The sequence below is a fragment of the Chelatococcus sp. XZ-Ab1 genome (assembly GCF_029309855.1).
Taxonomy (GTDB): Bacteria; Pseudomonadota; Alphaproteobacteria; order Rhizobiales; family Beijerinckiaceae; genus Chelatococcus_A; species Chelatococcus_A sambhunathii.
In genome coordinates this window covers 1-24,276 of sequence record NZ_JARKII010000007.1, presented here as the reverse complement: position 1 = coordinate 24,276, position 24,276 = coordinate 1, and the positions used below count along the sequence as shown (strand labels likewise).

The window sequence follows — 24,276 nt, the reverse complement described above, 5'->3', positions numbered from 1 at the left end:
GCCTCAACGCGTATAACGCCGCTCCCACTCCGCGACGAGGCGCGTCATCCAGCTCGGATGCGGCTCGGGAAGCGGGGTGCCGAGTTCGGCATTGGTCGGCAGGCCGACCGCATCGGGAGGCGGCGCGAAGCGGGCGCGCTCGGCCTCGGAGAGGCCGGCGAGGTCGAGCACAGTAACGGCGCCGAGGGCGGACGGATCCTGCGCCCGCGCCTGCACCTCGGGCGACATCAGAAGGTCCGCGACCACCATCGCCGCCGTCTTGTGCGCGGCGTTGAAGGGAATGGCGACGAAGCTCGTGTTGCCGATGGTGCCGCCTTCGAGCACGTAGACGCGCGCCGTTTCCGGCAAGGTGCCCTTCCTGATGCCGACGGCGGCGTCGGCCGGGTTGAAGGAGATGGCGAGGGCGATCTCGCCGTCGGCGAGCATCGCGAACTGCGCCGTGCCGGTTGCCGGAAAGTCCTCGCCACCGCGCCACAGGTGCGGGCGCAGGGCGTCGTACCAGGGCCAGAGCGGCGCCGTGACCGTAGCAAAGGTCGCGTCGCTCGCCGGCTGCTGCAACATGGCCGGATCGGCGGTGAGCTCGACGAGCGCCTGTTTGAGGAAAGTGGCACCCAGGAAATCGCGCGGGTGGGGATGCGTCAGCCGGCCGGGATGGGCCTTCGCCCAGTCGAGTAAGGCCGGGATCGTCTTCGGCAGGGTCGCGAGCGGCGTGCGGGCCGAATCGTAGAGGAAGACGATCTGCGCCAGCCGCCAGGGCGCGGCGTAGCCTTCGACGGGGATTGTGAAATCCGTGAGGTTCGACGGCTTCGTCCTGTCGACATGGCGCCAGTTGGGCAGCGTCTCGGCGAAGGGGCCGAAGAGCAGACCCTTCTCCTTCATGGACAGGAAATTGGGACCGTTGATCCAGATGAGGTCGACGCTGCCACCCTTATCGCGGCCTGCCGCCTTTTCCGTCACGACGCGGGTCACGGCCTCGGCGGTGTCGGCGAGCTTCACGTGCCGGACATTGATGCCGTAGCGCTCCTTCGCGAGGTCGCCGACCCAGGCGATGAAGGCGTTGGTCTGCGGATCGCCCGCCCAGGCATTGAAGTGCACGGTTTCTCCGCGCGCGGCCGCCACCGTCTCCTGCCAGTCACGCTCGGCTTCCGCGCCGGCGGGCCGGGACAGGAAGGTGGCCGTCGCGGACAGGCCCGCTGCCACGGCAAGGGCGAACAAGCGATTCATGCGGACTGTCCCGATGGCGGAGGCGTTTCGAGCACTTCTTAGCCGAGATTGAACCACTTTGCCGCCTCTCGTCACCTTGCCGCCGAGCGCTCGGCAGCAGGCACCGTTCAATTTGAGTTGAAGCCCGGCGACACGCCTGCCGTCGGTCGGATTTGACCTGCCGCAAGGCGGGCGCTTGCCCAGCCGATAGTGATCGTACCAGAAAGCGGGTCAATGCACGGATTGCCAGTGGATACGCATGTCGAGATCGATTTTGACGGCATGGCATCGAGTCGCCCGATCCTGGCCGCCATCCTGCAGGAGATCGACCATCTGCAGCAGGCGATCGGCCTCCTCGCCACCTGCCGGATCGTCGTCCGGACGTCGGAAACAGGCGGTCATTACGGCCTGACGCTGCAACTCGCCCTCCCCCAGGGTACGGCCGTAACGATCCACACACCTGCGTCACCCGATGCGCGCTATGCAGATCCGCAATTCGCCGTCAGCGACAGCTTCCGGCATGCCCTCGCACGGCTGCGGACGCCATCGGAGCCGTGAGGCCGCGGCAGGGCCGCCTTCTCAGGCCGTCCACCGCAGCTTCTCGTAGCGGCGCAAGACACGCTCGCGCTTGAGGCGCGACAACCGGCTGATCCAGAACAGGCCGTCGAGCTGGTCGATCTCATGCTGCAGGCACACGGCCAGCAGACCGTCGGCCTCCTCGACCCCTTCCACCCCTTCGAGCGTCTGGAAACGCACGCGCACGCGCGCCGGACGCTCCACTTGTTCGCTCACGCCCGGCATCGAGACACTGCCCTCGGCGTGGCGCGCCGTCTCGGCCGAAGCCCATTCGACAAGCGGATTGACATAGAAGCGCGGCCCCGTGCCGCCGGGCAGTTCGATGACGACGACGCGCAGGAGAACGCCCACGTGCGGCGCCGCGATGCCGATGCCCGGCGCGGCCTGCATGGTCTGAAGGAGATCCTGCGCCAGCTGATGCAGCGCTTCGTCGAACGCGACGACGGGCGCGGCAGACTCGCGCAGGCGCCAATCCGGAAACATCACGATCGGCCTTGCCGTCACCCGCGCCTCCTGCGCTTCGCCTCCCCCCGCCTGGGGCTCCGGCTGTGCCATGCGGGCGCTGCAAAGTCATCCCGCACCGCCGCAACTGAAGAGCGCGAGCGCGACCCAAGCGCAACAAAAAAAACAGACCCGCTTGTACAAACAGGATTGACGGTTTCTTTCAAGCGATTCATCCTTGTGACCAAAAGGGGGAAGCATGAGCCAGCGCCGACAGCGACGGACCCAGCAGGAGCGCAGCGCCGACACGGTGGCGCGCCTGCTCGAGGCGACCATCGACCTCCTGCATGACCGCGGGCTCTACCGCATGTCGACGACCGACATCGCCGAGCGCGCTGGCGTGTCGCGCGGCGCGCTTACGCATCATTTCAGTTCCAAGGAAGAGATCATCGTCGCCGCCGTGGCGCACATGCTGCGTCAGAGCACGGCCTCGCTGCACGAGATGGCGGCGGACATCCGCCGGTCTGGCGGCTCGACGGACGAGATCGTCGACTTCCTCTGGCAGATAATGAACGACCGCCTGTTCTATGTGACGATGGAATACCTGCCGGAGGCCCGGCACAACGGCGATTTCCGCGCGGCCATCGTACCCGTCGTCAAGGAATTCCATGCCGGACTCAATGCCGTCTGGGCCGAGCTCGCCGGCCAGGCGGGCGTCGACGTCGACCATGCGCTCGTCCTCATGAACGCCTCGATGTGCCTCATCCGCGGCATGATCGCCCAGACACCGGTCAAGGATGATCCGGCCTATTTCCGCGAGCTGCTCGCCTTCTGGAAGCGCCAGGTCAAGCGTGAGTTCCGCCCCGGTGGCGAGACGGACCAGGCCGCGGAAGGCATCGCCGCAGTCGCATCTGAACGCGCGGGGACGACCCCGAAAAGCTGAGAACAGGAGGCACCGCCGAACCCGGCGGGCGCAGCCGCAGGCCAGGGAGCACCATGAGCATCACCATCTTCCAGAACGCCAGCATCGTCGACGGCGCGAGCGCCGTGCCGCGCGAGGGCGTCAACGTCCTGGTGGAGGACGGGCACATTCGCGAGGTCAGCGACGCGCCACTCCGGGCGAAGGACGCCCGGGTCATCGACCTCGCCGGCAAGGTGCTGATGCCGGGCCTGATCGATTGCCACGTCCACGTCATTGCCTCCGAGGCGAATCTCGGCCGCAACGCGCTCCTGCCCGACTCACTCGTTGCCGCCCATGCCTCCGTCATCATGCGCGGCATGCTGATGCGCGGCTTCACCACCGTGCGCGACGTCGGCGGCGCCGATTTCGGCCTGCAGCAGGCGGTGGAAGAAGGGCTCTTCGAGGGGCCGCGCCTCGTCATCTGCGGCAAGGCCCTGTCACAGACAGGCGGCCACTGCGACTTCCGCGGCCGCTACGACGTGCGCGACCGCCACGCCTTCGACCGCAAGCTCGGTTCCCTCGGCCGCATCTGCGACGGGTTGAGCGAAGTGCGCCTCGCCGCCCGCGAAGAGATCAAGGCCGGCGCACAGTTCATCAAGATCATGGCCAACGGTGGCGTCGCCTCGCCCACCGACCCCATCGCCTTCATGGGCTTCTCGCGCGAGGAGGTGACGGCCATCGTGGAGGAGGCGCAGAACGCCCAGACCTATGTCGCGGCCCATCTCTACACGGACGAGGCCATCCGCCGGGGCGTCGAATGCGGCGTGCACTCCGTCGAGCACGCCAACCTCGTCACGGCCGAGACGGCGAAGCTGATGGCCGAGAAGGGCGCCTTCGCCTGCCCGACGCTCGTCACCTACGAGGCACTGAAGAGCGAAGGCGCCAACTACGGCCTGCCCGAGAGTTCGGTCGCCAAGATCGACGACGTGCGGCTTGCAGGCCTGCGCTCGCTCGAGATTCTCCATTCGGCCGGCGTCACGATGGTCTATGGCTCCGACCTGCTCGGCGCCATGCACCGCCACCAGTCCGAGGAATTCGTCATCCGCGGCCGCGTGCTGCCGGCGATGGACGTCATCCGCTCGGCCACGCTGGATGCGGCGCGGCTCTGCGGCATGGACGGCAAGATCGGCTGCATCGCACCCGGGGCCTATGCGGATCTCATCGTCGTCGACGGCAACCCGCTCGACGACCTTGCCCTGCTGACGGGCCAGGGCCGGTCGATGCCCGCCATCATGAAGGAAGGGCGCTTCGTCAAGAACACGCTCGACGCATAACGCAAGAACCGAAGAATCCAGAGGACAAGCCATGAAGACGACCAGACGCGAATTTTTGGGCTCCGTCGCCGCCGGTGCGGCGCTTGTCGCCGCTCCTTCCATCGTCCGCGCCCAGGGCGCCGACGCGATCCGCATCGGTGCGCTCTGCCCCGTCACGGGTGTCGGCGGGCCCTACGGCTCCGGCATGCAGAAGATGATCGTCGCCGCCGCCGAGGCGGTGAACGCCGCCGGCGGCGCCGGCGGGCGCAAGATCGAGATCGTCGCCGAGGACACGCAGACCAACCCGCAGGCGGCCGTGCTCGCGGCCAAGAAGCTCATCGAGGTCAACAAGGTGCAGGCCATCCTGGGCACTTGGTCCTCGGGCGTGTCGCTCGCCGTCATCCCGTTGACGAACGATGCCGGCATTCCGCTGATGCACTGCTCGGGCGCGCCGGCGCTGTCCGTGCCGCCGGCCAATGCCAAGGGCCTCGGCTTCCGCTTCCAGGCCACCAACGACCGCTTCGGCCGCGCCTTCGCCGAGATCTGCGAGAAGGAAGGCTTCAAGCGCCCGGCCACCATGGCCTTCAACAACGCCTCCGGCATCGGCAATACGGAGGGCTTCACCAAGGCGTGGAAGGCCAAGGGCGGCGAGGTGGTCGAGAGCGTCGTCTACGAGCCGAACCAGGCGAGCTATCGCTCCGAGCTGATGAAGGTGCTGGCGGCGAACCCGGACGTCATCGTCACCGGCTCCTACATCGCCGACACCACCATCATCCTGCGCGAATGGTTCCAGACCGGCCAACCGGTCAAGTGGATCATCCCCGGCTGGGCGGCGAACCCGCAGCTCGTCGAGGCGCTCGGCGCCGAGGTGACGGAGGGCATCATCTCGGTCGATTCCGTCTCCAACGAGGGCGCCGAAGCGTTCAAGGCCTATGATGCGGCCTACCAGAAGGCGATGGGCCAGGCCGGCACCAACAACGTCTATGCCGCGATGACGTGGGACATGATGACGGTGCTGGCGCTCGCCATCGAGGCCGCCGGCACCTCCGACATGGCCGCGGTCGTCGCAAAGCTGCGCGAGGTCGGCAACCCGGACGGCAAGCAGGTCTCATCCTTCGCCGAGGGCAAGGAGGCGCTCAAGGCCGGCAAGATCAACTACGAGGGCGCCTCCTCGGTGCTCGACTTCGATCAGCACGGCGACGTCACGCCCGATTTCGGCGCCTATTTCATCGAGGGTGGCAAGCTCAACCGCCGCTACGTCGTCAAGATCTGAGGTGGTTCTCGGCGACGCTGCCTTCTTAGCGGCGTCATGGCCGGGCTTGTCCCGGCCATCCACGCCTTTGACGTTGCCTGACTGTCAAGGCGTGGATGCCCGCGACGAGCGCGGGCATGACGGCGGGGGCGGGCACGAGATTTGCTATCGGCGCCGCGGCCGGTTCAAGCCGGTCAGCGCCGTCGTTCAACCGGGCGGGATGGTCCCTTGTTCTACGCTCAACTTGCTGTCAACGGCCTCGTCCAGGGGCTCGTGGTCGGCCTCGGCGCACTGGCGCTCACCCTCGTCTTCGGCATCGCCCGCTTCCCCAATGCGGCGACGGGCGACACCATGACCTTCGGTGCCTACACGGCGCTCACGGTCCACAAGGCCAGCGGCTCGCTCGCGCTCGGCAGCATCGCAGCCGTTGGTGGTGCGGCGGTGCTGGCGCTTGTCGCCTATCTCACCGTCTTCAAGCGCCTTGCCGGGCGCTCGGTGGTGTCGCTGCTCGTTGCCTCCATCGGCATCGGCTTCATGATCAGGGCCGGGCTCGGCGTCGCCTTCGGCCACCAGCAGCAGGTGTTCAACGTGCCCCTGTCGCGGCCGATCCGCATCGCCGGGCTCGCCATCAACCCGCTCGACCTACAGCTGGCGACCGTCGCCGTCGTCGCGCTCGCCGCCGTCTTCGCCATCCTCTATCTCACGCCCATTGGCCGGCAGATGCGCGCCGTGGCGGACAACCGGGACCTCGCCCGCGTCTCCGGCATCCGCCCCGAGCGGGTAATGACGGCCATGTGGCTCATCGCCGGTGGCGTCTCGGCGGTCGGCGGCATGATGCTCGGAATCAAGACCATCGTCTCGCCGGAGGTCGGCTGGGAGATGCTGCTGCCGATCTTCGCCGCCACCATCCTCGGCGGCATCGGCAGCCCGGTTGGTGCGGTCGTCGCCGGGCTCGTCCTCGGCGTGGCGCAGGAGGTGTCGACGCCCTTCGTCGGCTTCACCTACAAGATCGCCTTGTCCTTCGTCGTGCTGCTCGCCGTGCTCCTGGTGCGGCCGCGCGGCCTCTTCGGACGCATCGAGGGAGTACGCTGATGGACGCCTATCTCGCGGCGATCGCGATCATCGCCCTCATCTACATGCTCCTGTCGCTGGGGCTGACCCTGCAATACGGGCTGACCGGCCTCATCAACTTCGGCCATGTCGGCTTCTTCGCCATCGGCGCCTACACCTCCGCCCTTCTGTCGCTGCAGGGCCTGCCGCTCGCGCTCACCATCCCCGCCGCGGCGGTGACGGCGGGCCTCGCGGCCTGGCCCATCGGCCTCATCTCGCTCAGGCTGCGCGACGACTATTTCGCCATCGTCACCCTCGGCTTCTCGGAAACGGTGCGCCTCGTCATCACCAGCGAGAAATGGCTCACCAACGGCGTGCAGGGCATCCCCGGCATTCCGCGTCTGTTCGAGACCATCTCGGTGGGCATCGGCGCGCAGCTCGCCGTCATGGGCCTCATCCTCGCCGTCACGCTCGCCGCGATCTACGCCATGCGCCGCATCGTCGCGAGCCCGTTCGGCCGCGTCATCGAGGCCATCCGCGACAACGAGGAGGCGCTGCAAGCGCTCGGCAAGGATCCGGCCGGCTTCAAGATCCAGGTGCTGATCCTCGGCTCGGCGCTGGCCGGCATCGCCGGGGCCTTCTACGCCCACTACATCACCTACATCGTGCCGGACCAGTTCATCCCGCTCGTCACCTTCTACGTGTGGATGGCCATCATCATCGGCGGCGTCGGGCGCGTTTCGGGCGCCATCGTCGGCACCGGCCTCCTGATGCTCTTCCTCGAAGGCTCGCGCTTCCTGCGCGACATCGTGCCGGGCGTCTCGGAAGTAGAGATGGCCTCGCTGCGCATCGGCGTCGTCGGGCTGCTCCTCGTCCTCTTCACCATCTACCGCCCGCAGGGCCTCATGGGGGATTTCACCAAGCGATGAGCCTCCAAGTCACCAATATCTCCAAGGCCTTCGGCGGCTTCAAGGCGCTCTCGGGCGTCTCGCTCGAGGTGCCCATGGGCGGCCTCGTCGGCCTCATCGGCCCGAACGGCGCCGGCAAGTCGACGCTCTTTTCGGTCATCTCCGGCTTCATGCCGCCGGACGAAGGCGCGATCGGGTTCGACGGCAGGAGCCTCGACGGGCTGAACCCCGCCGGGCGCGCCCGCACCGGCCTCGTGCGCACCTTCCAGGTGCCGCGCGAGTTCGCCCATCTCACCGTGCGCGAGAACATGATGGCAGCGGCACCCGGCCAGACCGGCGAGAGCCTCGTCGGCCTTTTCTTCCGCGCCGGCAAGGTGCGCGAGGAGGAAGAGAGGCTCGCCGAGGAGGTCCGCGAGGTCATCCGCTTTCTCCGGCTGGAGCGGGTCGCCGACGAGCCGGCGGGCAAGCTCTCGGGCGGACAGAAGAAGCTCGTCGAGCTCGGCCGGGCGCTCCTCGTCAAGCCGCGGCTCATCCTCCTCGACGAGCCCTTCGCCGGTGTCAATCCAGTGCTCATCGGCGAGATCATGGAGCGCATCCGCGAGCTCAACGGGCGGGGCATCGGCTTCCTCGTTATCGAGCACGACCTCGAGGCGCTGACGCGGCTCGCCCCGCAGCTCTACGTCATGGACCAGGGCCGTATCCTCACCATGGGCGCGCCCGACGCCGTGCTCGCCGATGCGCGCGTGCGCGAAGCCTATCTCGGAGGCGCAGTGTGACCATCCTCGCCATCGACAACCTCAAGGGCGGCTATTCCGAGGTCGACATCCTCAACGGCATCGATCTTTCCCTCAGCGAGGGCGAGATCCTGACCGTGGCCGGCACCAACGGCGCCGGCAAGTCGACCCTCGCCAAGGCGATCGTCGGCCTCCTGCCGCGCGTCTCGGGCGCCGTGCGCATCGACGGGCGCGACATCCTCGGCCTGCCGGCGGAGGACCGCATCGGCCTCGGCATCGGCTACGTGCCGCAGGTCGCCAACATCTTCCCCTCGCTCAGCATTCTGGAAAACCTGCAGGTGGTGCAGGGCGTGAAGGACCATAAAGCACGCATCGCGGAGCTGTTCGCGCTGTTTCCCCTGCTCGGGGAGCGGCGGCGCACCCGCGCCGGCAGCCTCTCGGGCGGCGAGCGCCAGCAGCTCGCCTTCGCCCGCGCGCTGATGCCGCGGCCCAGGCTGATGATCCTCGACGAACCGACGGCGGCGCTGTCGCCGGCGCGCGTGGCCGACGTCTTCTCGCTCATCGCCCGGCTGCCGTCGCTCGGCGTCACCGTGCTCATGGTCGAACAGCGCGCGCGCCAGGCGCTCGCCATCTCGGATCGCGGCTGCATCCTCGACGGCGGCAAGGTGGCGCTCGAGGGAGCGGCGACGACGCTGCTCGCCGACGAGCGGGCGGCCGAGCTCTACCTCGGCCGCGGCCGCACGGAAGGCTGACGCCCTCAGACGCGCTCGAAGGAAATGTCCTGCGCCCCCTCCCACAGCACCTTGGTGCCGAGCTCGGGCAGCTTGTCGAGGTTGCTGGTGATGGTCAGGAAGTGGTTGCCGGCGAGGGGGCCGGCCATGCTGGCGAAGGCGACGCGGCCGTAGGCGAGCAGGATCTCCGTCTCGCTCACGCCGCCGGGATAGAGCACGACCTCGCCCGGCGCCGGATAGCAGGTGGCGTTCTCGTAGCCGACGCCGAACTGGAGATCACCGAGCGGGATCCAGACCGCCTGGCCGCTCCAGCGCACGTGGATCGCCTTGTTGCGGAAGGGCAGATGCTTCAGGAAGGCGGCGCAAGTCGCCGGTGCCTTCTCGGTTTCGAGCCGCGCGTCGAAGCTGATGCCGGCCAGCGTGATGACGAGTTTCTCCACACCCATGCTCCCTGCCTGAGACGGGCGGCCGGGCGCCCTCGCGCACAGCCAACCGTCCGGTCGATCTCTCGCCGCGCTGTTCGACGGCTCGCCGTTTCTCGCCCGACGCCATGGCACGGGCAAGCCCGTTCCGTCGGCATTGGCGCCGGGCCTCGTGATTTGCACAAGGCGAGGCGCGGCTATGCCGCCACGCGAACGGCCCGGCGGGCACGAAGAATCCTCCAAATGGCCCCAATCGTCGTCCAGTCAGGGCTCATGTGTTACGGCGCGCGCAGACATCCGATTCGCTACCTCCGGCTGACGCATGTCGTCACCCGGACCGGGAGCGCGAACGCCTGACGAGAAGACGAACGCCGCACCCGCTCCGGGCCCCCCGCACACCGAACCATCGCTGTGTTGTCGCGCGCATTGGCGCGCACGGAGGTCGAGCCGTGACGAATGGTGCCCGAATGTTGTTCTGTGATGCGTGCAGCCGCAGCGTGCCGCGCGCGGCCGTGCGCTGCCCCTGGTGCTTCAGGCCGGTGCATGCCGGCATCGCGGATGCGCGTGTTTCCGGCTGGCACGTCTATTTTCCGCGCCGCGACGCGGAACGGCAGCCCCGCCCCCGCAAGGACACCAGCGGCAAAGAGACGCCATGACCCGTCGCGGGCAGAGGCTTCTGCGCGAGGACGGCCGTTGATATGGTGCCGCCCGTCGACCATGGGCGCGGAACAATCATGACGGAATCCGAGCGGCGCACGGACGGCGCCGGCGACAGCGCCGGCGAACCCGGCATCGACGAGGCGATGATCGAGCGGCTGGTACGGGCCTTCTATGCCAGGGTCCGCGACGACGACCTCCTCGGGCCCGTCTTTGCCGCCCATATCGTCGACTGGGAGCCGCATCTTCAGCAAATCTGCGCCTTCTGGTCCTCGGTGACGCTGAAGAGCGGGCGCTACAGCGGCCGGCCGATGGCGAAGCACCTGCCGCTTCCGGTCGACGCGCGCCACTTCGACCGCTGGCTGGCGCTGTTCGAGGAGACGGCGCGCGACCTGTGCCCGCCCGCCGCGGCCGCGCGCTTTACGACCCATGCGAAGACCATCGCGGAGAGCCTCGAACTCGGCATCGCGACCCGCAACGGCCGACTTCTCATGCGCGGCGAGCGCTTCTGGAGGGGGAGCGACGGCTGAACGCCGGCCCCGGCCAGCGGGGCCGCCGCTATCGGCCGGGCGACGTTGACTTCCCGCCTTCTCCTATCCTGCGTTCAGCAGGTGTCCAAGGAAGGCATAGGCGAGGCTGAAGTAGATGAGTACGCCCAGCAAATCCATGACCGACGTGATCAGGGGCGAGCTCAACGTCGCGGGATCGGTGCCGATGCGGCGCGCGGCGAAGGGCAGCAGGGCGCCGATGAGGCCGCCCAGCACGGTGCAGATCGCCATGGACAGGCCGACGACCAGGAGGACATCGCCTCCCACACCCTTGCTGAAGAAGGCCAGCACGGCCTCGAGCGCCGCGATCACGACGCCCAGCGCCAGGGCGACCGGAATCTCGCGCCGGATCACGAACCACACGTCGCGCCAACGCAGCTTCACGTCGCCGATCGCCATGGCGCGGATGACGAGGGTAGCCGACTGGCTACCCGTATTTCCGCCCATGTCGACGATGGGGGCGATGAAGGCCGCGAGGATGATCACCCGATCGAGCATCTCCTCCTGCGCGGCGACAAAGGTGCTGGTGATGACGCCGAAGATGGTCAGCAGGACGAGCCAGAAGGCGCGCACCCGGAACATCTGCATGAAGCTCGAGGCCAGCAGATCGAGGTCGGGGCCGCCCCCCACCGCCGCGTTGCCGCCGAACTGGGCCACGCGCCGACCGCGCTGGGCCTCGGCCACGTCCATCGCATCGTCCACCGTGACGATGCCGACGAGCGCATCGCCGCCGTTGACGATCGGCAGGGCCAGCAGGTCATAGTCGGCGATCTTCCGCGCCACCTCGTCGCGCTTGTCCTGAACGTGGGCGAAGATCACGCCCTTGCGCATGATGTCGGCCACGAGCACCTCGTCGCGGGCAAGCAGGAGGTCGCGCAGGGAGAGGACGCCGACGAGGCGGCGGGCCCCATCGACCACGTAGGCCTCGTAGATCGTCTCCTTGTCCGGGGCTTCGTTGCGCAGCCGGTCGATCGCTTCGCGGGCGGTGAGATCGGGTGCCAGAACGGCATAGTCCGAGGTCATGAGCGAGCCGGCCGTGCCCTCGGGGTAGGCAGCAAGCCGGCGGATGTCCTCGCGCTCCGCGTGGGCGATGCCGGGCAGGAGCGCCTGCTGCTGCCTCGGCGTCAGGCGGTTGAACAGATCGGCACGCTCGTCGTGCGACATGGCGGTCACGAGCCGGGCGAGGTCGCTGCGGCTCAACTCGTCCGCAATGGCGACCTGCGTGGCCGGCGCGAAATAGCCAAAGACCTCGGCCGCCTGGCGCTCGGGCAGCAGAAGAAGGATCTTGGCGATGTCGCGGGGATCAAGCTCACCGGCAGCGGCAGCAATATCGGCGACATGGCGATCGGCAAGCGCCGCCTTGATCGCGGCGCGGTCGTCATGGGCGAGATGGCCGCGGAAATCGGCGGCGGTGATGATGGCGGTCATGTCTTAACTCCGTCGGCAGATGGGACGCCGCCGACGGGGGACCGGCCATCAGTGCGGTGGCAGGCGCGCGCGTCGGCGGGCTGTCGGGGTCGTCTTGCGGGGGAGGGCCACGAAGCTGGAGCGCTGCGTGGCCAAGCGACTAGATCCGTCTTCCATGTTCGGTCTCCTGAATGCCGTCAGGCCGCCGGACGGCAGCCGGCCTCGGGCCTGTGATGGGCCGCGCCGCGGATCGTGATCCGGACGTGCCGCCTGATACAACGACGGGTGTCGACGTCTGTTGCGTCCTCGTGCAACGACCACCGGCCATCAAGCCGGCCAGTCGCCGTAGCGACGCGCCAACTGCGAAACGGGCCGCGACTGGGCCGGCGCACGGGCACAAGGAAGCGGACCGGGCAGGCGCTCCCGGCGGCCGGCGAACCGCCGGTCCGGTGTCGGCCGGCGGGCATGCGAGAGGAAGATGATTGTCTCCATCGTTCACCTCCTGCGATCCCCCTCGGCGAGGGGGCGGGAGGTGAACGGGGCCGACCCTTAGGTCCGAATGCCGCCGCTCACCCGGCCCTGGCCGGGAGCGATCACCTCATTCCGCAATGGCGCCCGCCACCGGGCGCCACAACTAGGGTAACTGTCCATGACATTCTCTGCGGGAAGACATGTCTGCGGCCAAACGGCTGCAGACGCTCGCGCACTACGCCCTCGACGCGCGGGAATCAAGTGCAAAATCGGTTCTCAAACCGTCTGCCTGGCGTAACACTCGACAAAGTGGATTCCGAGCCGGCCGCAGGAGCGTTCTCGCGACAAACCGTCCGGCAAGTTGGCGCTTGGTGACGATGGCCAGCACGCCGGGCAGCATCGCACGCACAGGGCTCCCGGCAAGAGCGCGAGCAAGAGCACCAGCCACCACCAGGCGCGTAGAGAAAGGTGCCGGCGACATGGGATGCCCGGCAGGAAGGACGGATACGCCCCAGCCATGTTTGCCCGACGGCCCCGCACACGCCTCTTGGCTGCGGCGATCCTGGAAGACATGGCCGCCCGTCGCTATGCTGGCAGGACGACAACCTTCGTCTTGAGCGGCGTGCGCTCGTAGAGGTGGATCATGTCCTGGCTGAGCAGGCCGACACAGCCGCTCGTGACACCATTGCCGATCGATTCCGGGTCGCTGCTGGCGTAGATCGTATAGAGGGTATAGGCGCCGTTCTGATAGAGATAGAGCGTGCGAGCACCGAGCGGGTTATCGAGGCCGCCCGGCATGCCGCCGGCATACTTCGCCACTTCGGGCTGGCGCCGGATCATCTCCCTGGGCGGTGTCCAGGTCGGCCATTCGGCCTTGCGCCCGACATAGGCGTCGCCGCTCCACAGGAACCCCTGGCGGCCGACATTGGCGCCATAGCGGGTCGCTTGTCCGTCGCCCTCGATCCGGTAGACGTAATAGTTGCCGGGATCGACGATGATCGTGCCAGGCTCTTCCTGGGTCTCGTAACGAACGGTCCGACGGAAAAACTTGGGATCGACCTTGCTGACATCAACCGCCGGAATCGGAAACTTCTCGTCCGGCACCGGCCCATAGGCCAGCTTCGCCTCGGCCAGGCTCATGCCATCGGACGTCATGCAACCGGACAGCCCGAGCCCACCAAGGCCGACGGCGGAGCCGATCAAAAACGACCGGCGGTTGAGAAGCGCCGGCGAAAGCCCGGTCAAAGCCGTTTTCTTCATCGCGCCACCATCGGCAATCCCACCGTCCATGATCATGATGTCGGAGCCCCATGCCCGTTGCCCGGCGAGAGAGAATGGCCGTCGATTGCCCCGCCGAGCGTCTCTGCCACACCGAGACTGCCGCTGCACGCACCGATTGGCAAGCGCGGTCCTTCGCTGCGCAGCCTTCCATGAACAAAAGTCGCCCGGCCCGAATCCTACCCGGCTGGCCGACGGCGCCACCCGTCGCCCCGGCTAGAGAACGCTGCCCTGCGACTGGCGCCGTGCTCCGCTGCGGCAAAGTCGCTTGTCGGCCCGATGACCGGCGCCTAATCATTGGCGCGCGGACAGGGCCGTTCCGCGGAAGGGCCATCGAGGACACATGTCGCCCCAGGGACAGCGCGATGCGCCGGATTCCGCCTATTCCTGGCTGCGGCTGGCGCTGTCGCTCCTGCTCGGGACCATTGCCTGTGTCGGCACCTGGTCGGTCGTCGTGGTGCTGCCCGCCGTCCAGGCGGAGTTCGGTACGCTGCGGGCCGGCGCCTCGCTGCCCTATACCTGCGTCATGCTCGGCTTCGGCTTCGGCAACATCGTGATGGGCCGCATCGCCGATCGTTACGGGATCGTCGTGCCGATCGTGAGCGGGGCTGTCCTGCTCGGGACGGGCTATGTCCTGGCCGGACTATCGAGCACCCTCTGGCACTTCGCTCTGGCGCATGGTCTGCTGATCGGCATCGGCGGCGGCGCGGGATTTGCACCGCTCATCGCGGACCTGTCGCATTGGTTTCGTCGGCATCGCGGGCTTGCGGTCGTATTCGGCGCTTCCGGCAGCTATCTCGCCGGCGTGATCTGGCCGCAGGTGATCACCTGGGGCCTTCAAAGCCACGGCTGGCGCGCCACGCATATCGGCATCGGTGTCGTGGCGCTCGCCGTGATGCTGCCGCTCGCGCTGTTCTTCCGCCGGCGGCCCGCGGCCGAGACGCTGGCGGCGGCCGAGATATCGAGCGCCGGCGCGCGGGGTGACCTCGGACTGTCGCCGAACCAGCTGCAGGGGCTGCTCGCGGTCGCGGGCTTCTGCTGCTGCGTCGCCATGGCGATGCCGCAGGTCCATATCGTCGCCTATTGCGGCGATCTGGGCTACGGCGTCGCGCGCGGCGCCGAAATGCTGTCGCTAATGCTCTTCCTCGGCATCATCAGCCGGATCGGGTCCGGCTTCGTCGCGGACCGAATCGGCGGCGCGGCGACCCTGGCGCTCGGCTCGCTGATGCAGGGGCTCGCGCTATTCCTCTATCTCTGGTTCGACGGGCTGAGCTCGCTCTATATCGTCACCGGCATCTTCGGCCTGTTCCAGGGCGGCATCGTGCCGATGTATGCGGTCATCATCCGGGACTACCTGCCACCGAGGGAAGCCGGCATGCGCATCGGCATCGTCATGTCGGCGACCATCGCCGGCATGGCCTTTGGCGGCTATGTCTCGGGGCTGATCTTCGATGTCTTTGCATCCTACCGCATGGCTTTCCTGAACGGGCTCGCCTGGAACCTCATCAATCTCGCCATCGTCGGCTGGCTGATGCTGAAAGCGAAACCAAAACTGCAAGCCGCTTCCAACACTGCATTCTGAGGGGCGGGCCCGTTCGAAGCACGAGCCGTAATGGGCCGGGACGCCGCTGGGCGAAAGCGGGTCCATTGGCAGGTCAGGCCTTCCGCCGTGATTGTGATCGCTTTGGTTCGGGGAGCGAACCCGCTGTGCGGAAAGTCCGGTCGAGGTCGTTCACCGGCCGGCAGCGATGCCCGCACCGGGCGTCGTCCGACGGCGGTGCAGCACGAGGCGGCTGCGCTGTTTCGCTGGCACGAACGAGGGCAGCGAGCAAAGAACGCCCTTGCGGGCGCTTGCGAGCGTCTGGATTTCTGAGATGAACTGGAGCGGGCGAAGGGATTCGAACCCTCGACCCCAACCTTGGCAAGGTTGTGCTCTACCCCTGAGCTACACCCGCATCCATGTCCGGCAGCGATCAGCGCCATCGAGGTCGGCTACATGCCGCAAACTGCAGGACAATGCAAGGGGCAAATTCGGTATGCTCGACAAAAATGCCGCGCGCACCGCCATCCAGCCTGTGGATGACTTGGTCCCGACCGTCGCCATCCGGCACGCGAGCCCGAGCGGCCGGGCGTCCTGCCTGCGGGGTGGCTGTCCGGGCTTGGGATGACCCCGTCGGCCGCCGGGGCTCTCCTTCTTGCCGCATGCCGGGCCGGCCGGTACAACCGCGCCATGTCTACCACGCCCGACGATCTCTTCGCCTTTCTCGCCAACCTCGGCATCACGGCGGTGACGACGACGCACCCGCCGCTCTTCACGGTCGCCGAGTCGCGGGCGCTGCGCGGCCTCATTCCCGGCGGGCACACCAAGAACCTGTTCCTCAAGGACAGGAAGGGGCGGCTCTTCCTCGTCGTCGCGCTCGAGGACGCCGCGATCGACCTCAAGGCGCTGCCGGCCGCGGTCGGCGCGAGCGGCAAGTTCTCCTTCGCCAGCGCCGAACTCCTGAAGCAGCATCTTGGCGTCGAGCCCGGCTCGGTCACGCCCTTCGGCGCCTTCAACGACCGGGAGGGCGCCGTCACCATCGTGCTCGACGCCGCCATGCTGGAGAACGAGCGCCTGAACTTCCACCCGCTCATCAACACGATGACGAGCACCATCGGCCGCGACGACCTTGTCGCCTTCCTGCGCGCCACGGGCCACGAGCCGCTCGTCGTGGCGGCATCGCGCCCCGAACCTGCCGGCGGGATGCGCCCGGACGATTGCCAGACGCGCATCGCCGCCCCATCTTGAACATGCCGCGGGCAGGAAGGCCCGATCCGCATTCGTCACAAACAGAGGTTTGAATGTTGAACGAACAGCCCACCGTGGCCGATGCCGGCACCATCAAGGACACGACGACCGCCGCCTTCCGGCAGGATGTCATTACCGAATCCATGCGCCAACCGGTGCTGGTGGATTTCTGGGCGCCCTGGTGCGGCCCGTGCAAACAGCTGACCCCCGTTCTCGAGAAGGTGGTGGCCGCAGCCAAGGGCAAGGTCAAGCTCGTCAAGCTCAACATCGACGAGCATCCGCAGATCCCCGGCCAGCTCGGCATCCAGTCGATTCCCGCCGTCATCGCCTTCCAGCGCGGCCAGCCGGTGGACGGCTTCATGGGCGCCCTGCCCGAGAGCCAGGTGAAGGGCTTCATCGAACGCCTCGTAGGCCCCGTCGGCCCGGCGGCGACGGATGTGATGCTCGAGGAAGCCGCGACGAAGCTTGCGGCCGGCGACGCCACTGGCGCGGCCGAGATCTATGCCGCCGTGCTGACGCAGGAGCCGGCCAACACCGTCGCCATCGGCGCCCTCGCCAGACTGCATGTCACCCTCGGCGATATCGATGGGGCAAAGCGCTTCCTCGCCATGGCGCCGGCAGACAAGGCGAACGACCCGGCGATTGCCGCCGGCCGGGCCGCCATCGAGCTTGCCGAGCAGACGGCCGAGCTCGGCGACCTCGCCGAGCTCGAGGCGCGCGTCGAGGCTGATCCGCGCGACCACCAGGCACGATTCGACCTCGCCCTCGCGCTCAACGCCCGCGGCCGGCGGGAGGCGGCGCTCGACCATCTGCTCGAGATCGTCCGCCGCGACCGCAACTGGAACGACGATGGCGCCCGCCGGCAGCTCGTGCAGCTCTTCGACGCCTGGGGACCGATGGACGAGATGACGATTGCGGGGCGCAGGCGGCTGTCCTCGCTCCTGTTCGCCTGACAGGAGCCGGCAGCCTGGCGGGAGACGACGGCATGGTGATGAACCCGACCTACCGCAGCCCGGCGGAGATGCCGGCCGTCATTCCGCTCTTTCCCCTTTCGGGTGTGCTGCTGCTGCCGCGCGGACAACTTCCGCTCAACATCTTCGAGCCGCGCTACCTCGCCATGGTCGACGATGCGCTGGCCGGCCGGCGCATCATCGGCATGATCCAGCCCGACGCCGAGGAAGCGGCGCAGACGAGCACGCCGCGGCTCTATGCGGTGGGCTGCGCCGGGCGCATCACCCAACTGGCCGAGACCGGCGACGGGCGCTACCTCATCACGCTGAGCGGCATCGCGCGCTTTCGCGTGCGCGAGGAGCTCACCGTCATGACGCCCTACCGCCAGGCGCGCGTCGACTACGACCCCTTCGCCATCGACTTCACGCCCCGCGCCGGGGAGGAGGCGGTGGACCGCGATGCCCTCATCCACGCGCTCCGGGACTTCGCCGCCGCCAACGATCTCAAGATTGACTGGAAGAGCATCGAGGGAGCGCCGAACGAGGCGCTCGTCAATGCCCTGTCCATGATGAGCCCCTTCGGCCCCAAGGAGAAGCAGGCGCTTCTCGAGGCGCCCGATCTCAAGGCGCGGGCGGAGACGCTGGTCGCCATCACAGAGATCGAGCTCGCACGCATCGCCGGCGGGTCCGAAACGACGTTGCAATAAGCCGCGCCGCATGCGATTCGCTCGGCCGTGACAGGCGTCGACACGAGGCAAAACGATGAGCGAAGGCCGGAACGAGGGACAGAACCCGCAGCACAGCACGACACGCATGTCGAGCGGCGTCGATCCGAAGCTGCTCGAGATCCTCGTCTGCCCCTTGACCAAGACGACACTCGAATACGATGCGGCGCGGCAGGAGCTGATCAGCCGGCAGGCCAAGCTCGCCTATCCGATCCGCGACGGCATCCCGATCATGCTGCCGGAAGAGGCGCGGCCGCTGGACTGAGCCCCTAGAGTGCCTCGCCGCGCATCAGCCGCGGCACGGCGCCGGTCAGGCCCGCCGCCTCGCGGATGAAGAAGCGCTTGGCCGCCGGCATCCGCTCGACGAGGCCGAGGCCGAGGTCGCGCACGAGGCGCACGGGCAGAAGGTCGTTCGAGAACAGGCGGTTGAGCCCGTCCGTCGCAAGGCCCATGGTCACCGTGTCGAACCGCCGGGCGCGCTCATAGGCGAGGAGCGCCTCGTCATCACCGACGTCACGGCCGAGGCGGCAGGCATCGATGATCTTCTCCGCCAGAACGGCGACGTCGCGCAGGCCGATGTTGAGCCCCTGGCCGGCGATCGGGTGGACGACGTGGGCGGCGTCACCCACGAGGGCGAAGCGCCCGGCGACGAAGCGCCGGGCGATGCCGATCGACAGCGGGAAGGCACGGGCGGGCGACAGGAGCGTGATCTCGCCGAGCTCGAGGCCGAAGCGGCGCTCCACCTCCTCGCGCAGGTCCTCGTCCGGCAATTGCAGCAGGTAGTCGGCCGCATCGGCGCGCTCGGTCCAGACGATGGAGGAACGGTGCCGGCCGTCCCGCGTCGTAAGCGGCAGGATGGCGAAGGGGCCCGAGGGCAGGAAATGCTCGATGGCGCGCCCCTCGTGCGGGCGCTCGTGGCCGATGGTGGCGACGATGCCGACCTGACCGTAGCTGCGGCCGACCCAGCCGATGTCGGCCATGTCGCGCAGGCGGGAGCGGGCACCGTCCGCCGCCACGAGGAGGCCGGCCTCGATGGCGGCGCCGGAGGCGGACGTGACCAAGACGCGCTCCGGCACGGCCGCGAAGCGGGCAATGCCTTCGGCAGCGAGCGTGACCCCCGCCTCGCGGCAGGCGGCGGCGAGGGCGTTGACGAGGTCGTCATTCTCGACCATGTGCGCGAAGGGCTCGCCGGGCGCCACCTCGCCCGCGAAGTTCAGGATCGAGGGGCGCACCGGGTCGGCGAGGCGGCTGTCGGTGATGACCATGTCGAGGATCGGCGCCGCGCGCTCCGCCACAGCGCCCCAGACGCCCAGGGTCTCGAGCATGCGCCGCGCACCCGCCGCGATGGCCGAGGCGCGGGACGCATCGCCGCCCGGGGCCGGGCGGGCGAGCACCGGGTCGCAGACGGTGACGTCGAGCCCGCCGCCGCCGCCCCTGGCGAGCGACAGGGCGAGCGCGAGGCCGGCGAGCCCGCCACCCGCGACGACGACGCGCCGGGACGGCGGGATTGTCCGCGCGCCGGCACGCCGTCCCGCGCTGCCCTTGCGTCCGGTGCCTTTCGCTGCGGCCATGCCCTCTCTCCGACGATCTTGACGAACAGGCCCGGCAAGGGCCTCATGCGTTCGATCCCCGCTTCGCGGGGCCCTGTATCTTCGCAGGTTCTTGCGCACCTGCCTCGGGACGGACCATGAAGCACGCCATCTCCGATCTGCTCGAAATACTCGATCTCGAGGTGCTGGAACACAACCTGTTTCGTGGTCGCAGCCCGCAGGTGGGGTGGCAGCGCGTCTTCGGCGGGCAGGTCATCGGCCAGGCCCTGGTGGCAGCCACGCGCACGGTCGAGCCGCAGCGCAACGTGCATTCCCTGCACGCCTATTTCCTGCTGCCGGGCGACCCGAAGGTGCCGATCATCTACGAGGTGGACCGCATCCGCGACGGGCGCAGCTTCACGACCCGCCGGGTGGTCGCCATCCAGCACGGGCAGGCCATCTTCTCCATGTCCGCCTCGTTCCATGTGCACGAGCCCGGCCTCGTCCACCAGGTGCGCATGCCGGACGTATCGGGGCCGGAGGATCTGCCGAGCGACGAGGAGATCAAGGCGCGCGTGCTGCCGCTGATGCCGGACCCGGTCAGGGCCTATTTCGAGCGCGAGCGGCCGATCGAGCTGAAACCTGTGGAATTCCGCCGCTACATGTCGCGCGAGCCGATGGAGCCGCGCTTCAACGTTTGGATCCGTGCCACGGGCCGGCTGCCGGACGATCCGGCCATCCACCAGTGCGTCCTCGCCTATGCCTCCGACATGACGCTGCTCGACACCAGCCTCGTCGCGCATGGGCGCACGGTGTTCGAGCGCACGATCCAGGCCGCCAGCCTCGACCATGCCCTCTGGTTCCACCGCCCGTTCCGCGCGGACGAATGGCTGCTCTACTCCCAGGACAGCCCCTCGGCGGGTGATGCCCGCGGCTTCTCGCGCGGGCTGATCTTCTCGCGCCACGGAGAGCTCGTCGCCTCGGTCGCCCAGGAAGGGCTGATCCGTCCGCGGGACGACCTCGCCTGAAGCATTCTGCCTAGTATTTGGGCAGCACCCTGCTGCAGTGCGCCTGCCTAAAGTGCAGGCAGGGCGATTCGCGCCGTCCGAAGGATGGCAGTGGCGGGAATCCGCGGGTTGGCACGCGGCTTGTTTCGTCCCTCCCGGTACTTCACGGCGGGCCCGCACACGGGCTGCTCGGGGTCAAGGGGAAACGGGACATGAAAATCGTGATGGCGATCATCAAGCCGTTCAAGCTGGAGGAGGTGCGCGACGCGCTGACCGCCATCGGCGTGCACGGCCTCACCGTGACGGAGGTGAAGGGTTACGGCCGGCAGAAGGGGCACACCGAGATCTACCGCGGCGCCGAATATGCGGTGAGCTTCCTGCCCAAGCTGAAGATCGAGGTGGCCGTGCCCGCCGACCTTGCCGGCAAGGTGGTCGACACCATCGCCGACACCGCCCGCACCGGCCAGATCGGCGACGGCAAGATCTTCGTCTACAGCATCGAGAGGGCCGTGCGCATCCGCACCGGCGAGACCGACGGCGACGCCCTCTGAGCCCCGCAATCCAGGAGTTCGAACGATGACGTTCAAGCGCTATGCAGGGGCCGGAGCCGGCGCCCTCGCCCTTTCCCTTGTCCTTGCGCTGCCGGCGCTCGCCCAGACCGCCGCCCCCGCAGCGGGAGCCGAGACGCCTGCCGCAGCCGCGGACTTCGCCTCCGCCAAGGACACCGCCTTCATCTTCAATTCGCTGCTGTTCCTGATGGGCGGGTTCCTCGTCATGTGGATGGCCGCAGGCTTCGCCATGCTCGAGGCCGGCCTCGTGCGGACGAAGAACGTCTCGATGCAGTGCCTGAAGAACGTGGCGCTCTATGCCATCGCCGGCATCATGTATCTCCTCGTCGGCTACAACCTCATGTACACCAACGTCGATGGCGGCTTCTTCGGCTCCTTCGGCGTCTACGGCTGGCCGGCCGCCGGCACGGCCAACGAGGGCGACTATGCGGTCGCCTCGGACTGGTTCTTCCAGATGGTGTTCGTCGCCACCGCCGCCTCGATCGTGTCCGGCACGCTCGCCGAACGCATCAAGCTTTGGCCATTCCTTCTCTTCACCGTCATCCTGACGGGCTTCATGTATCCCATCACGGGATCGTGGAAGTGGGGCAAGGGCTGGCTCGACGTCATGGGCTTCTCGGATTTCGCCGGCTCGACCCTGGTCCACTCGGTCGGCGGCTGGGCAGCGCTCGCCGGTGCGCTCGTTCTCGGCGCCCGCAGGGGCAAGTACGGGCCTGACGGCGCGGTCCACCCGCTGCCGGGCTCGTCCATGCCGCTCGCCACGCTCGGCACCTTCATCCTCTGGCTCGGCTGGTTCGGCTTCAACGGCGCCTCGCAACTCGCCATGGGCACCAACGCCGACGTGTCGGACATCGCGCGCATCTTCGCCAACACGAATCTCGCCGCCTGCGGCGGTGTCGTTGCCGCCATCCTGCTGACGCAGGCGATCTACAAGAAGGTCGACATCACGATGGCGCTCAACGGCGCCCTTGCCGGCCTCGTCTCGATCACAGCCGAACCGCTGACACCGGCCCCCGTGGCGGCCATCATCATCGGCGCCATTGGCGGCATCATCGTCGTCTTGGCCGTGCCGATGCTCGACAAGCTGAAGATCGACGACGTCGTCGGCGCGATCCCCGTGCATCTCCTCGCCGGCATCTGGGGCACGCTCGCCGTGCCGCTGACCAACGACGAGACGAGCTTCGGCACGCAGATCATCGGCATCCTCGCCTATGGCGTGTTCACCTTCGGCATCAGCCTCGTCGTCTGGTTCGTCCTCAAGGCGACCATGGGCATCCGCGTCAGCGCCGAGGAAGAGGCGCTCGGCCTCGACAAGGCCGAGATCGGCGTCGAGGCCTATCCGGAGTTCAGCGGCAGCGGCATGCGCAGCTGAGCCACCCCTGATGTCCGAGAACAGGAGGCCGCGCCCCGCCAGGGCGCGGCCTTTCCCTGTCCACTGCCATCGCTGCCGCCGCACAAGGTTAACGGGGGTTTAACTCGCGGCCCGCTAGGGTAACGTATCGGTCGTCCCGGCCTCGCCGGGCGGCCGGGAGCGTCCATCCCAGCCCGGTTGCTACCATGCGAACGAGCCGCCACTCCCTTTCGCAAGCCGACGAACTGTCGGACGCCATGCGCCGCTTCTTTGCCCGTCGCGCAGCGGAGATCAGCGGACTTGGGCTCGTGGCGCTGGCCCTCGCCTTCGGTCTCGCCCTCGCCACCTGGTCGGTCGAGGACCCGAGCCTTACCCATGCCACCAACGGGCCGGTGAAGAACCTTCTCGGCCCGCTCGGCGCCGTCATCGCCGATCTCGGCATGCAGATCCTCGGCATGGGCGCCATCGTCTTCGTCGTGCCGGTGGTGATCTGGGGCATGCAGCTCATGGGGCGGCGGCGCCTCGAGCGGCTGGCACTGCGGATCGGGCTGTGGCTCGCTGGCACGGCCGCGGCGGCCGCCGTCGCCAGCGCCATGCCGGCCACCACCTCGTGGCCGCTGCCGAGCGGCCTCGGGGGCGTCGTCGGCGACGGGCTGCTCTTCGGGCTGCGCGGCACCCTCGGCCTGACCAGCGGCCCCGGCGCCGCCATCATCACGCTCGTCTATGCCGGCATCGCCATCCTCGCGCTGACGGCCGCCTGCGGCTTCGGCTTCCCCGAGACGGCGGATGACGACGACGACGAGGAGCTCGCACCACGCCGCTCCTCGCGCCGGGCGCATGCGGATGATTTCGAGGATGACGGCGCGGACGAGCCCGGCTGGGGCATCGTGTCGCTCGGCGCCCTCGTGCACGGCTTCATGACATTGAAATCGGCCATCGCCCGCCGCCTCACCGCACGGCGTCCGGCGCAGGTCCACGCCGGCTTTCAAGCCGCGCCGCAGGCCCCCTCCGCCGCACCGCGCGCCGCATCCCGGCGCGAGCCGCGCTTCGAACAGGCCCCCGCGGCCCACGACGCCTTCGACGGCGCGGCGGATTTCGGCGGCTACGATCCCGCCGAGGCGCCTTTTGCCGACGAGGACGAGGCCTATGCGCCCCGGACGGCGGGGCCGGCCGTGTCGCGGGTGGTGCCGCCGCCGGCGGCGCCCAAGCCCGGCAAGCGCCTGGCGCGGGAGGCGCAGCCCTCCTTCCTCGACGACGGCGAGGACTACCAGCTGCCGCCGCTCGCCCTCCTCGCCGAGCCGAAGAAGAACAACGGCGCCGTGATCTCGCCCGAAGCGCTCGAGCAGAACGCGGCACTTTTGGAGAGCACGCTGGAGGATTTCGGGGTCAAGGGCGAGATCATCAACGTGCATCCCGGCCCGGTGGTGACGCTCTACGAGCTGGAGCCGGCGCCCGGCACCAAGTC

25 protein-coding genes and 1 tRNA gene are annotated in these 24,276 nt (G+C 68.4%); 18 read left to right on the top strand and 8 right to left on the bottom strand.

The features are described from left to right. Nucleotides 1–3: 3 nt before the first annotated feature. Nucleotides 4–1,224: an ABC transporter substrate-binding protein gene (locus P2T65_RS11600; RefSeq protein WP_082464842.1), complete on the bottom strand. Its 1,221-nt coding sequence runs from the start codon at nucleotides 1,222–1,224 to the stop codon at nucleotides 4–6. Between the two features lie 261 nt (nucleotides 1,225–1,485). Between P2T65_RS11600 and P2T65_RS11595 the strand changes: the two genes are divergently transcribed. Further along, nucleotides 1,486–1,761 (top strand): hypothetical protein, encoded by a 276-nt coding sequence (locus P2T65_RS11595; RefSeq protein ID WP_157672641.1) that lies wholly within the window; start codon nucleotides 1,486–1,488, stop codon nucleotides 1,759–1,761. Nucleotides 1,762–1,782: 21 nt separating this feature from the next. Here the strand turns inward: P2T65_RS11595 and P2T65_RS11590 are convergent, their stop codons facing one another. Then, nucleotides 1,783–2,283: a peptide deformylase gene (locus P2T65_RS11590; RefSeq protein ID WP_055459936.1), complete on the bottom strand. Its 501-nt coding sequence runs from the start codon at nucleotides 2,281–2,283 to the stop codon at nucleotides 1,783–1,785. Between the two features lie 196 nt (nucleotides 2,284–2,479). Between P2T65_RS11590 and P2T65_RS11585 the strand changes: the two genes are divergently transcribed. The 7 genes from P2T65_RS11585 to P2T65_RS11555 all read left to right on the top strand — a co-directional run bounded on the left by P2T65_RS11585 (nucleotide 2,480) and on the right by P2T65_RS11555 (nucleotide 9,130). Then, nucleotides 2,480–3,163, top strand: a complete 684-nt coding sequence (locus P2T65_RS11585; RefSeq protein ID WP_276199823.1) for a TetR/AcrR family transcriptional regulator — start codon at nucleotides 2,480–2,482, stop codon at nucleotides 3,161–3,163. Nucleotides 3,164–3,216: 53 nt separating this feature from the next. After that, nucleotides 3,217–4,455 carry an amidohydrolase family protein gene (locus tag P2T65_RS11580; RefSeq protein ID WP_055459883.1) on the top strand — a complete coding sequence of 413 codons (1,239 nt, stop codon included), beginning with the start codon at nucleotides 3,217–3,219 and terminating at the stop codon, nucleotides 4,453–4,455. A 31-nt stretch (nucleotides 4,456–4,486) separates the two neighbouring features. After that, nucleotides 4,487–5,707: an ABC transporter substrate-binding protein gene (locus tag P2T65_RS11575; protein ID WP_055459884.1), complete on the top strand. Its 1,221-nt coding sequence runs from the start codon at nucleotides 4,487–4,489 to the stop codon at nucleotides 5,705–5,707. A gap of 207 nt (nucleotides 5,708–5,914) precedes the next feature. Next, nucleotides 5,915–6,778 carry a branched-chain amino acid ABC transporter permease gene (locus tag P2T65_RS11570; protein WP_055459885.1) on the top strand — a complete coding sequence of 288 codons (864 nt, stop codon included), beginning with the start codon at nucleotides 5,915–5,917 and terminating at the stop codon, nucleotides 6,776–6,778. After that, nucleotides 6,778–7,665 (top strand): branched-chain amino acid ABC transporter permease, encoded by an 888-nt coding sequence (locus tag P2T65_RS11565; RefSeq protein WP_055459886.1) that lies wholly within the window; start codon nucleotides 6,778–6,780, stop codon nucleotides 7,663–7,665. Before P2T65_RS11570 ends, P2T65_RS11565 begins: the two co-directional genes overlap by 1 nt. Then, nucleotides 7,662–8,420 (top strand): ABC transporter ATP-binding protein, encoded by a 759-nt coding sequence (locus tag P2T65_RS11560; protein WP_063188019.1) that lies wholly within the window; start codon nucleotides 7,662–7,664, stop codon nucleotides 8,418–8,420. Before P2T65_RS11565 ends, P2T65_RS11560 begins: the two co-directional genes overlap by 4 nt. Next, nucleotides 8,417–9,130 carry an ABC transporter ATP-binding protein gene (locus P2T65_RS11555; protein ID WP_276199822.1) on the top strand — a complete coding sequence of 238 codons (714 nt, stop codon included), beginning with the start codon at nucleotides 8,417–8,419 and terminating at the stop codon, nucleotides 9,128–9,130. The genes P2T65_RS11560 and P2T65_RS11555 overlap by 4 nt, the downstream gene beginning before the upstream one ends. Before the next feature lie 5 nt (nucleotides 9,131–9,135). Here P2T65_RS11555 and P2T65_RS11550 read toward each other — a convergent pair whose 3' ends face one another. After that, nucleotides 9,136–9,555, bottom strand: coding sequence for a DUF3830 family protein (locus tag P2T65_RS11550; RefSeq protein ID WP_040404561.1), 420 nt, complete (start codon nucleotides 9,553–9,555; stop codon nucleotides 9,136–9,138). Between the two features lie 710 nt (nucleotides 9,556–10,265). Between P2T65_RS11550 and P2T65_RS11545 the strand changes: the two genes are divergently transcribed. Beyond that, the gene (locus P2T65_RS11545) at nucleotides 10,266–10,718 is read left to right on the top strand and encodes a group III truncated hemoglobin (RefSeq protein ID WP_276199821.1); all 453 of its coding nucleotides are present in this window, start codon (nucleotides 10,266–10,268) and stop codon (nucleotides 10,716–10,718) included. A 63-nt stretch (nucleotides 10,719–10,781) separates the two neighbouring features. Here P2T65_RS11545 and mgtE read toward each other — a convergent pair whose 3' ends face one another. The 3 genes from mgtE to P2T65_RS11530 all read right to left on the bottom strand — a co-directional run bounded on the left by mgtE (nucleotide 10,782) and on the right by P2T65_RS11530 (nucleotide 13,910). Continuing rightward, complete coding sequence (mgtE, locus tag P2T65_RS11540; protein WP_276199820.1) at nucleotides 10,782–12,164, bottom strand: magnesium transporter; 1,383 nt, start codon at nucleotides 12,162–12,164, stop codon at nucleotides 10,782–10,784. 306 nt (nucleotides 12,165–12,470) lie between these two features. Next, entirely contained in the window at nucleotides 12,471–12,635 is a 165-nt protein-coding gene (locus P2T65_RS11535; protein ID WP_276199819.1) for a hypothetical protein, read from the bottom strand. 564 nt (nucleotides 12,636–13,199) lie between these two features. After that, the gene (locus tag P2T65_RS11530) at nucleotides 13,200–13,910 is read right to left on the bottom strand and encodes a L,D-transpeptidase (protein ID WP_055459892.1); all 711 of its coding nucleotides are present in this window, start codon (nucleotides 13,908–13,910) and stop codon (nucleotides 13,200–13,202) included. Nucleotides 13,911–14,235: 325 nt separating this feature from the next. Here P2T65_RS11530 and P2T65_RS11525 point away from each other — a divergent pair, with 325 nt between their 5' ends. Beyond that, entirely contained in the window at nucleotides 14,236–15,474 is a 1,239-nt protein-coding gene (locus P2T65_RS11525; protein WP_276199818.1) for an MFS transporter, read from the top strand. 298 nt (nucleotides 15,475–15,772) lie between these two features. Here the strand turns inward: P2T65_RS11525 and P2T65_RS11520 are convergent. Continuing rightward, nucleotides 15,773–15,847 (bottom strand) — tRNA-Gly (locus P2T65_RS11520). Between the two features lie 275 nt (nucleotides 15,848–16,122). Here P2T65_RS11520 and P2T65_RS11515 point away from each other — a divergent pair. The 4 genes from P2T65_RS11515 to P2T65_RS11500 all read left to right on the top strand — a co-directional run bounded on the left by P2T65_RS11515 (nucleotide 16,123) and on the right by P2T65_RS11500 (nucleotide 18,620). Beyond that, nucleotides 16,123–16,680, top strand: a complete 558-nt coding sequence (locus P2T65_RS11515; RefSeq protein ID WP_276199817.1) for a prolyl-tRNA synthetase associated domain-containing protein — start codon at nucleotides 16,123–16,125, stop codon at nucleotides 16,678–16,680. Between the two features lie 53 nt (nucleotides 16,681–16,733). After that, the gene (trxA, locus tag P2T65_RS11510; RefSeq protein ID WP_055459894.1) at nucleotides 16,734–17,633 is read left to right on the top strand and encodes a thioredoxin; all 900 of its coding nucleotides are present in this window, start codon (nucleotides 16,734–16,736) and stop codon (nucleotides 17,631–17,633) included. Between the two features lie 32 nt (nucleotides 17,634–17,665). Beyond that, nucleotides 17,666–18,337, top strand: a complete 672-nt coding sequence (locus tag P2T65_RS11505; RefSeq protein ID WP_055459895.1) for an LON peptidase substrate-binding domain-containing protein — start codon at nucleotides 17,666–17,668, stop codon at nucleotides 18,335–18,337. 106 nt (nucleotides 18,338–18,443) lie between these two features. Continuing rightward, entirely contained in the window at nucleotides 18,444–18,620 is a 177-nt protein-coding gene (locus tag P2T65_RS11500; RefSeq protein WP_071924357.1) for a Trm112 family protein, read from the top strand. Between the two features lie 4 nt (nucleotides 18,621–18,624). Here P2T65_RS11500 and P2T65_RS11495 read toward each other — a convergent pair whose 3' ends face one another. Beyond that, complete coding sequence (locus P2T65_RS11495) at nucleotides 18,625–19,926, bottom strand: ubiquinone biosynthesis hydroxylase (protein ID WP_276199816.1); 1,302 nt, start codon at nucleotides 19,924–19,926, stop codon at nucleotides 18,625–18,627. 116 nt (nucleotides 19,927–20,042) lie between these two features. Here P2T65_RS11495 and tesB point away from each other — a divergent pair, with 116 nt between their 5' ends. From tesB to P2T65_RS11475, 4 genes are all read left to right on the top strand, one after another. Then, nucleotides 20,043–20,912 (top strand): acyl-CoA thioesterase II, encoded by an 870-nt coding sequence (tesB, locus tag P2T65_RS11490; RefSeq protein ID WP_276199815.1) that lies wholly within the window; start codon nucleotides 20,043–20,045, stop codon nucleotides 20,910–20,912. A 191-nt stretch (nucleotides 20,913–21,103) separates the two neighbouring features. Further along, entirely contained in the window at nucleotides 21,104–21,442 is a 339-nt protein-coding gene (locus P2T65_RS11485; protein ID WP_055461131.1) for a P-II family nitrogen regulator, read from the top strand. A gap of 25 nt (nucleotides 21,443–21,467) precedes the next feature. Continuing rightward, the gene (locus P2T65_RS11480; RefSeq protein WP_055461130.1) at nucleotides 21,468–22,832 is read left to right on the top strand and encodes an ammonium transporter; all 1,365 of its coding nucleotides are present in this window, start codon (nucleotides 21,468–21,470) and stop codon (nucleotides 22,830–22,832) included. A gap of 185 nt (nucleotides 22,833–23,017) precedes the next feature. Beyond that, the coding region (locus P2T65_RS11475) for a DNA translocase FtsK 4TM domain-containing protein (protein ID WP_276199814.1) at nucleotides 23,018–24,276 on the top strand (1,259 nt) is incomplete at its 3' end.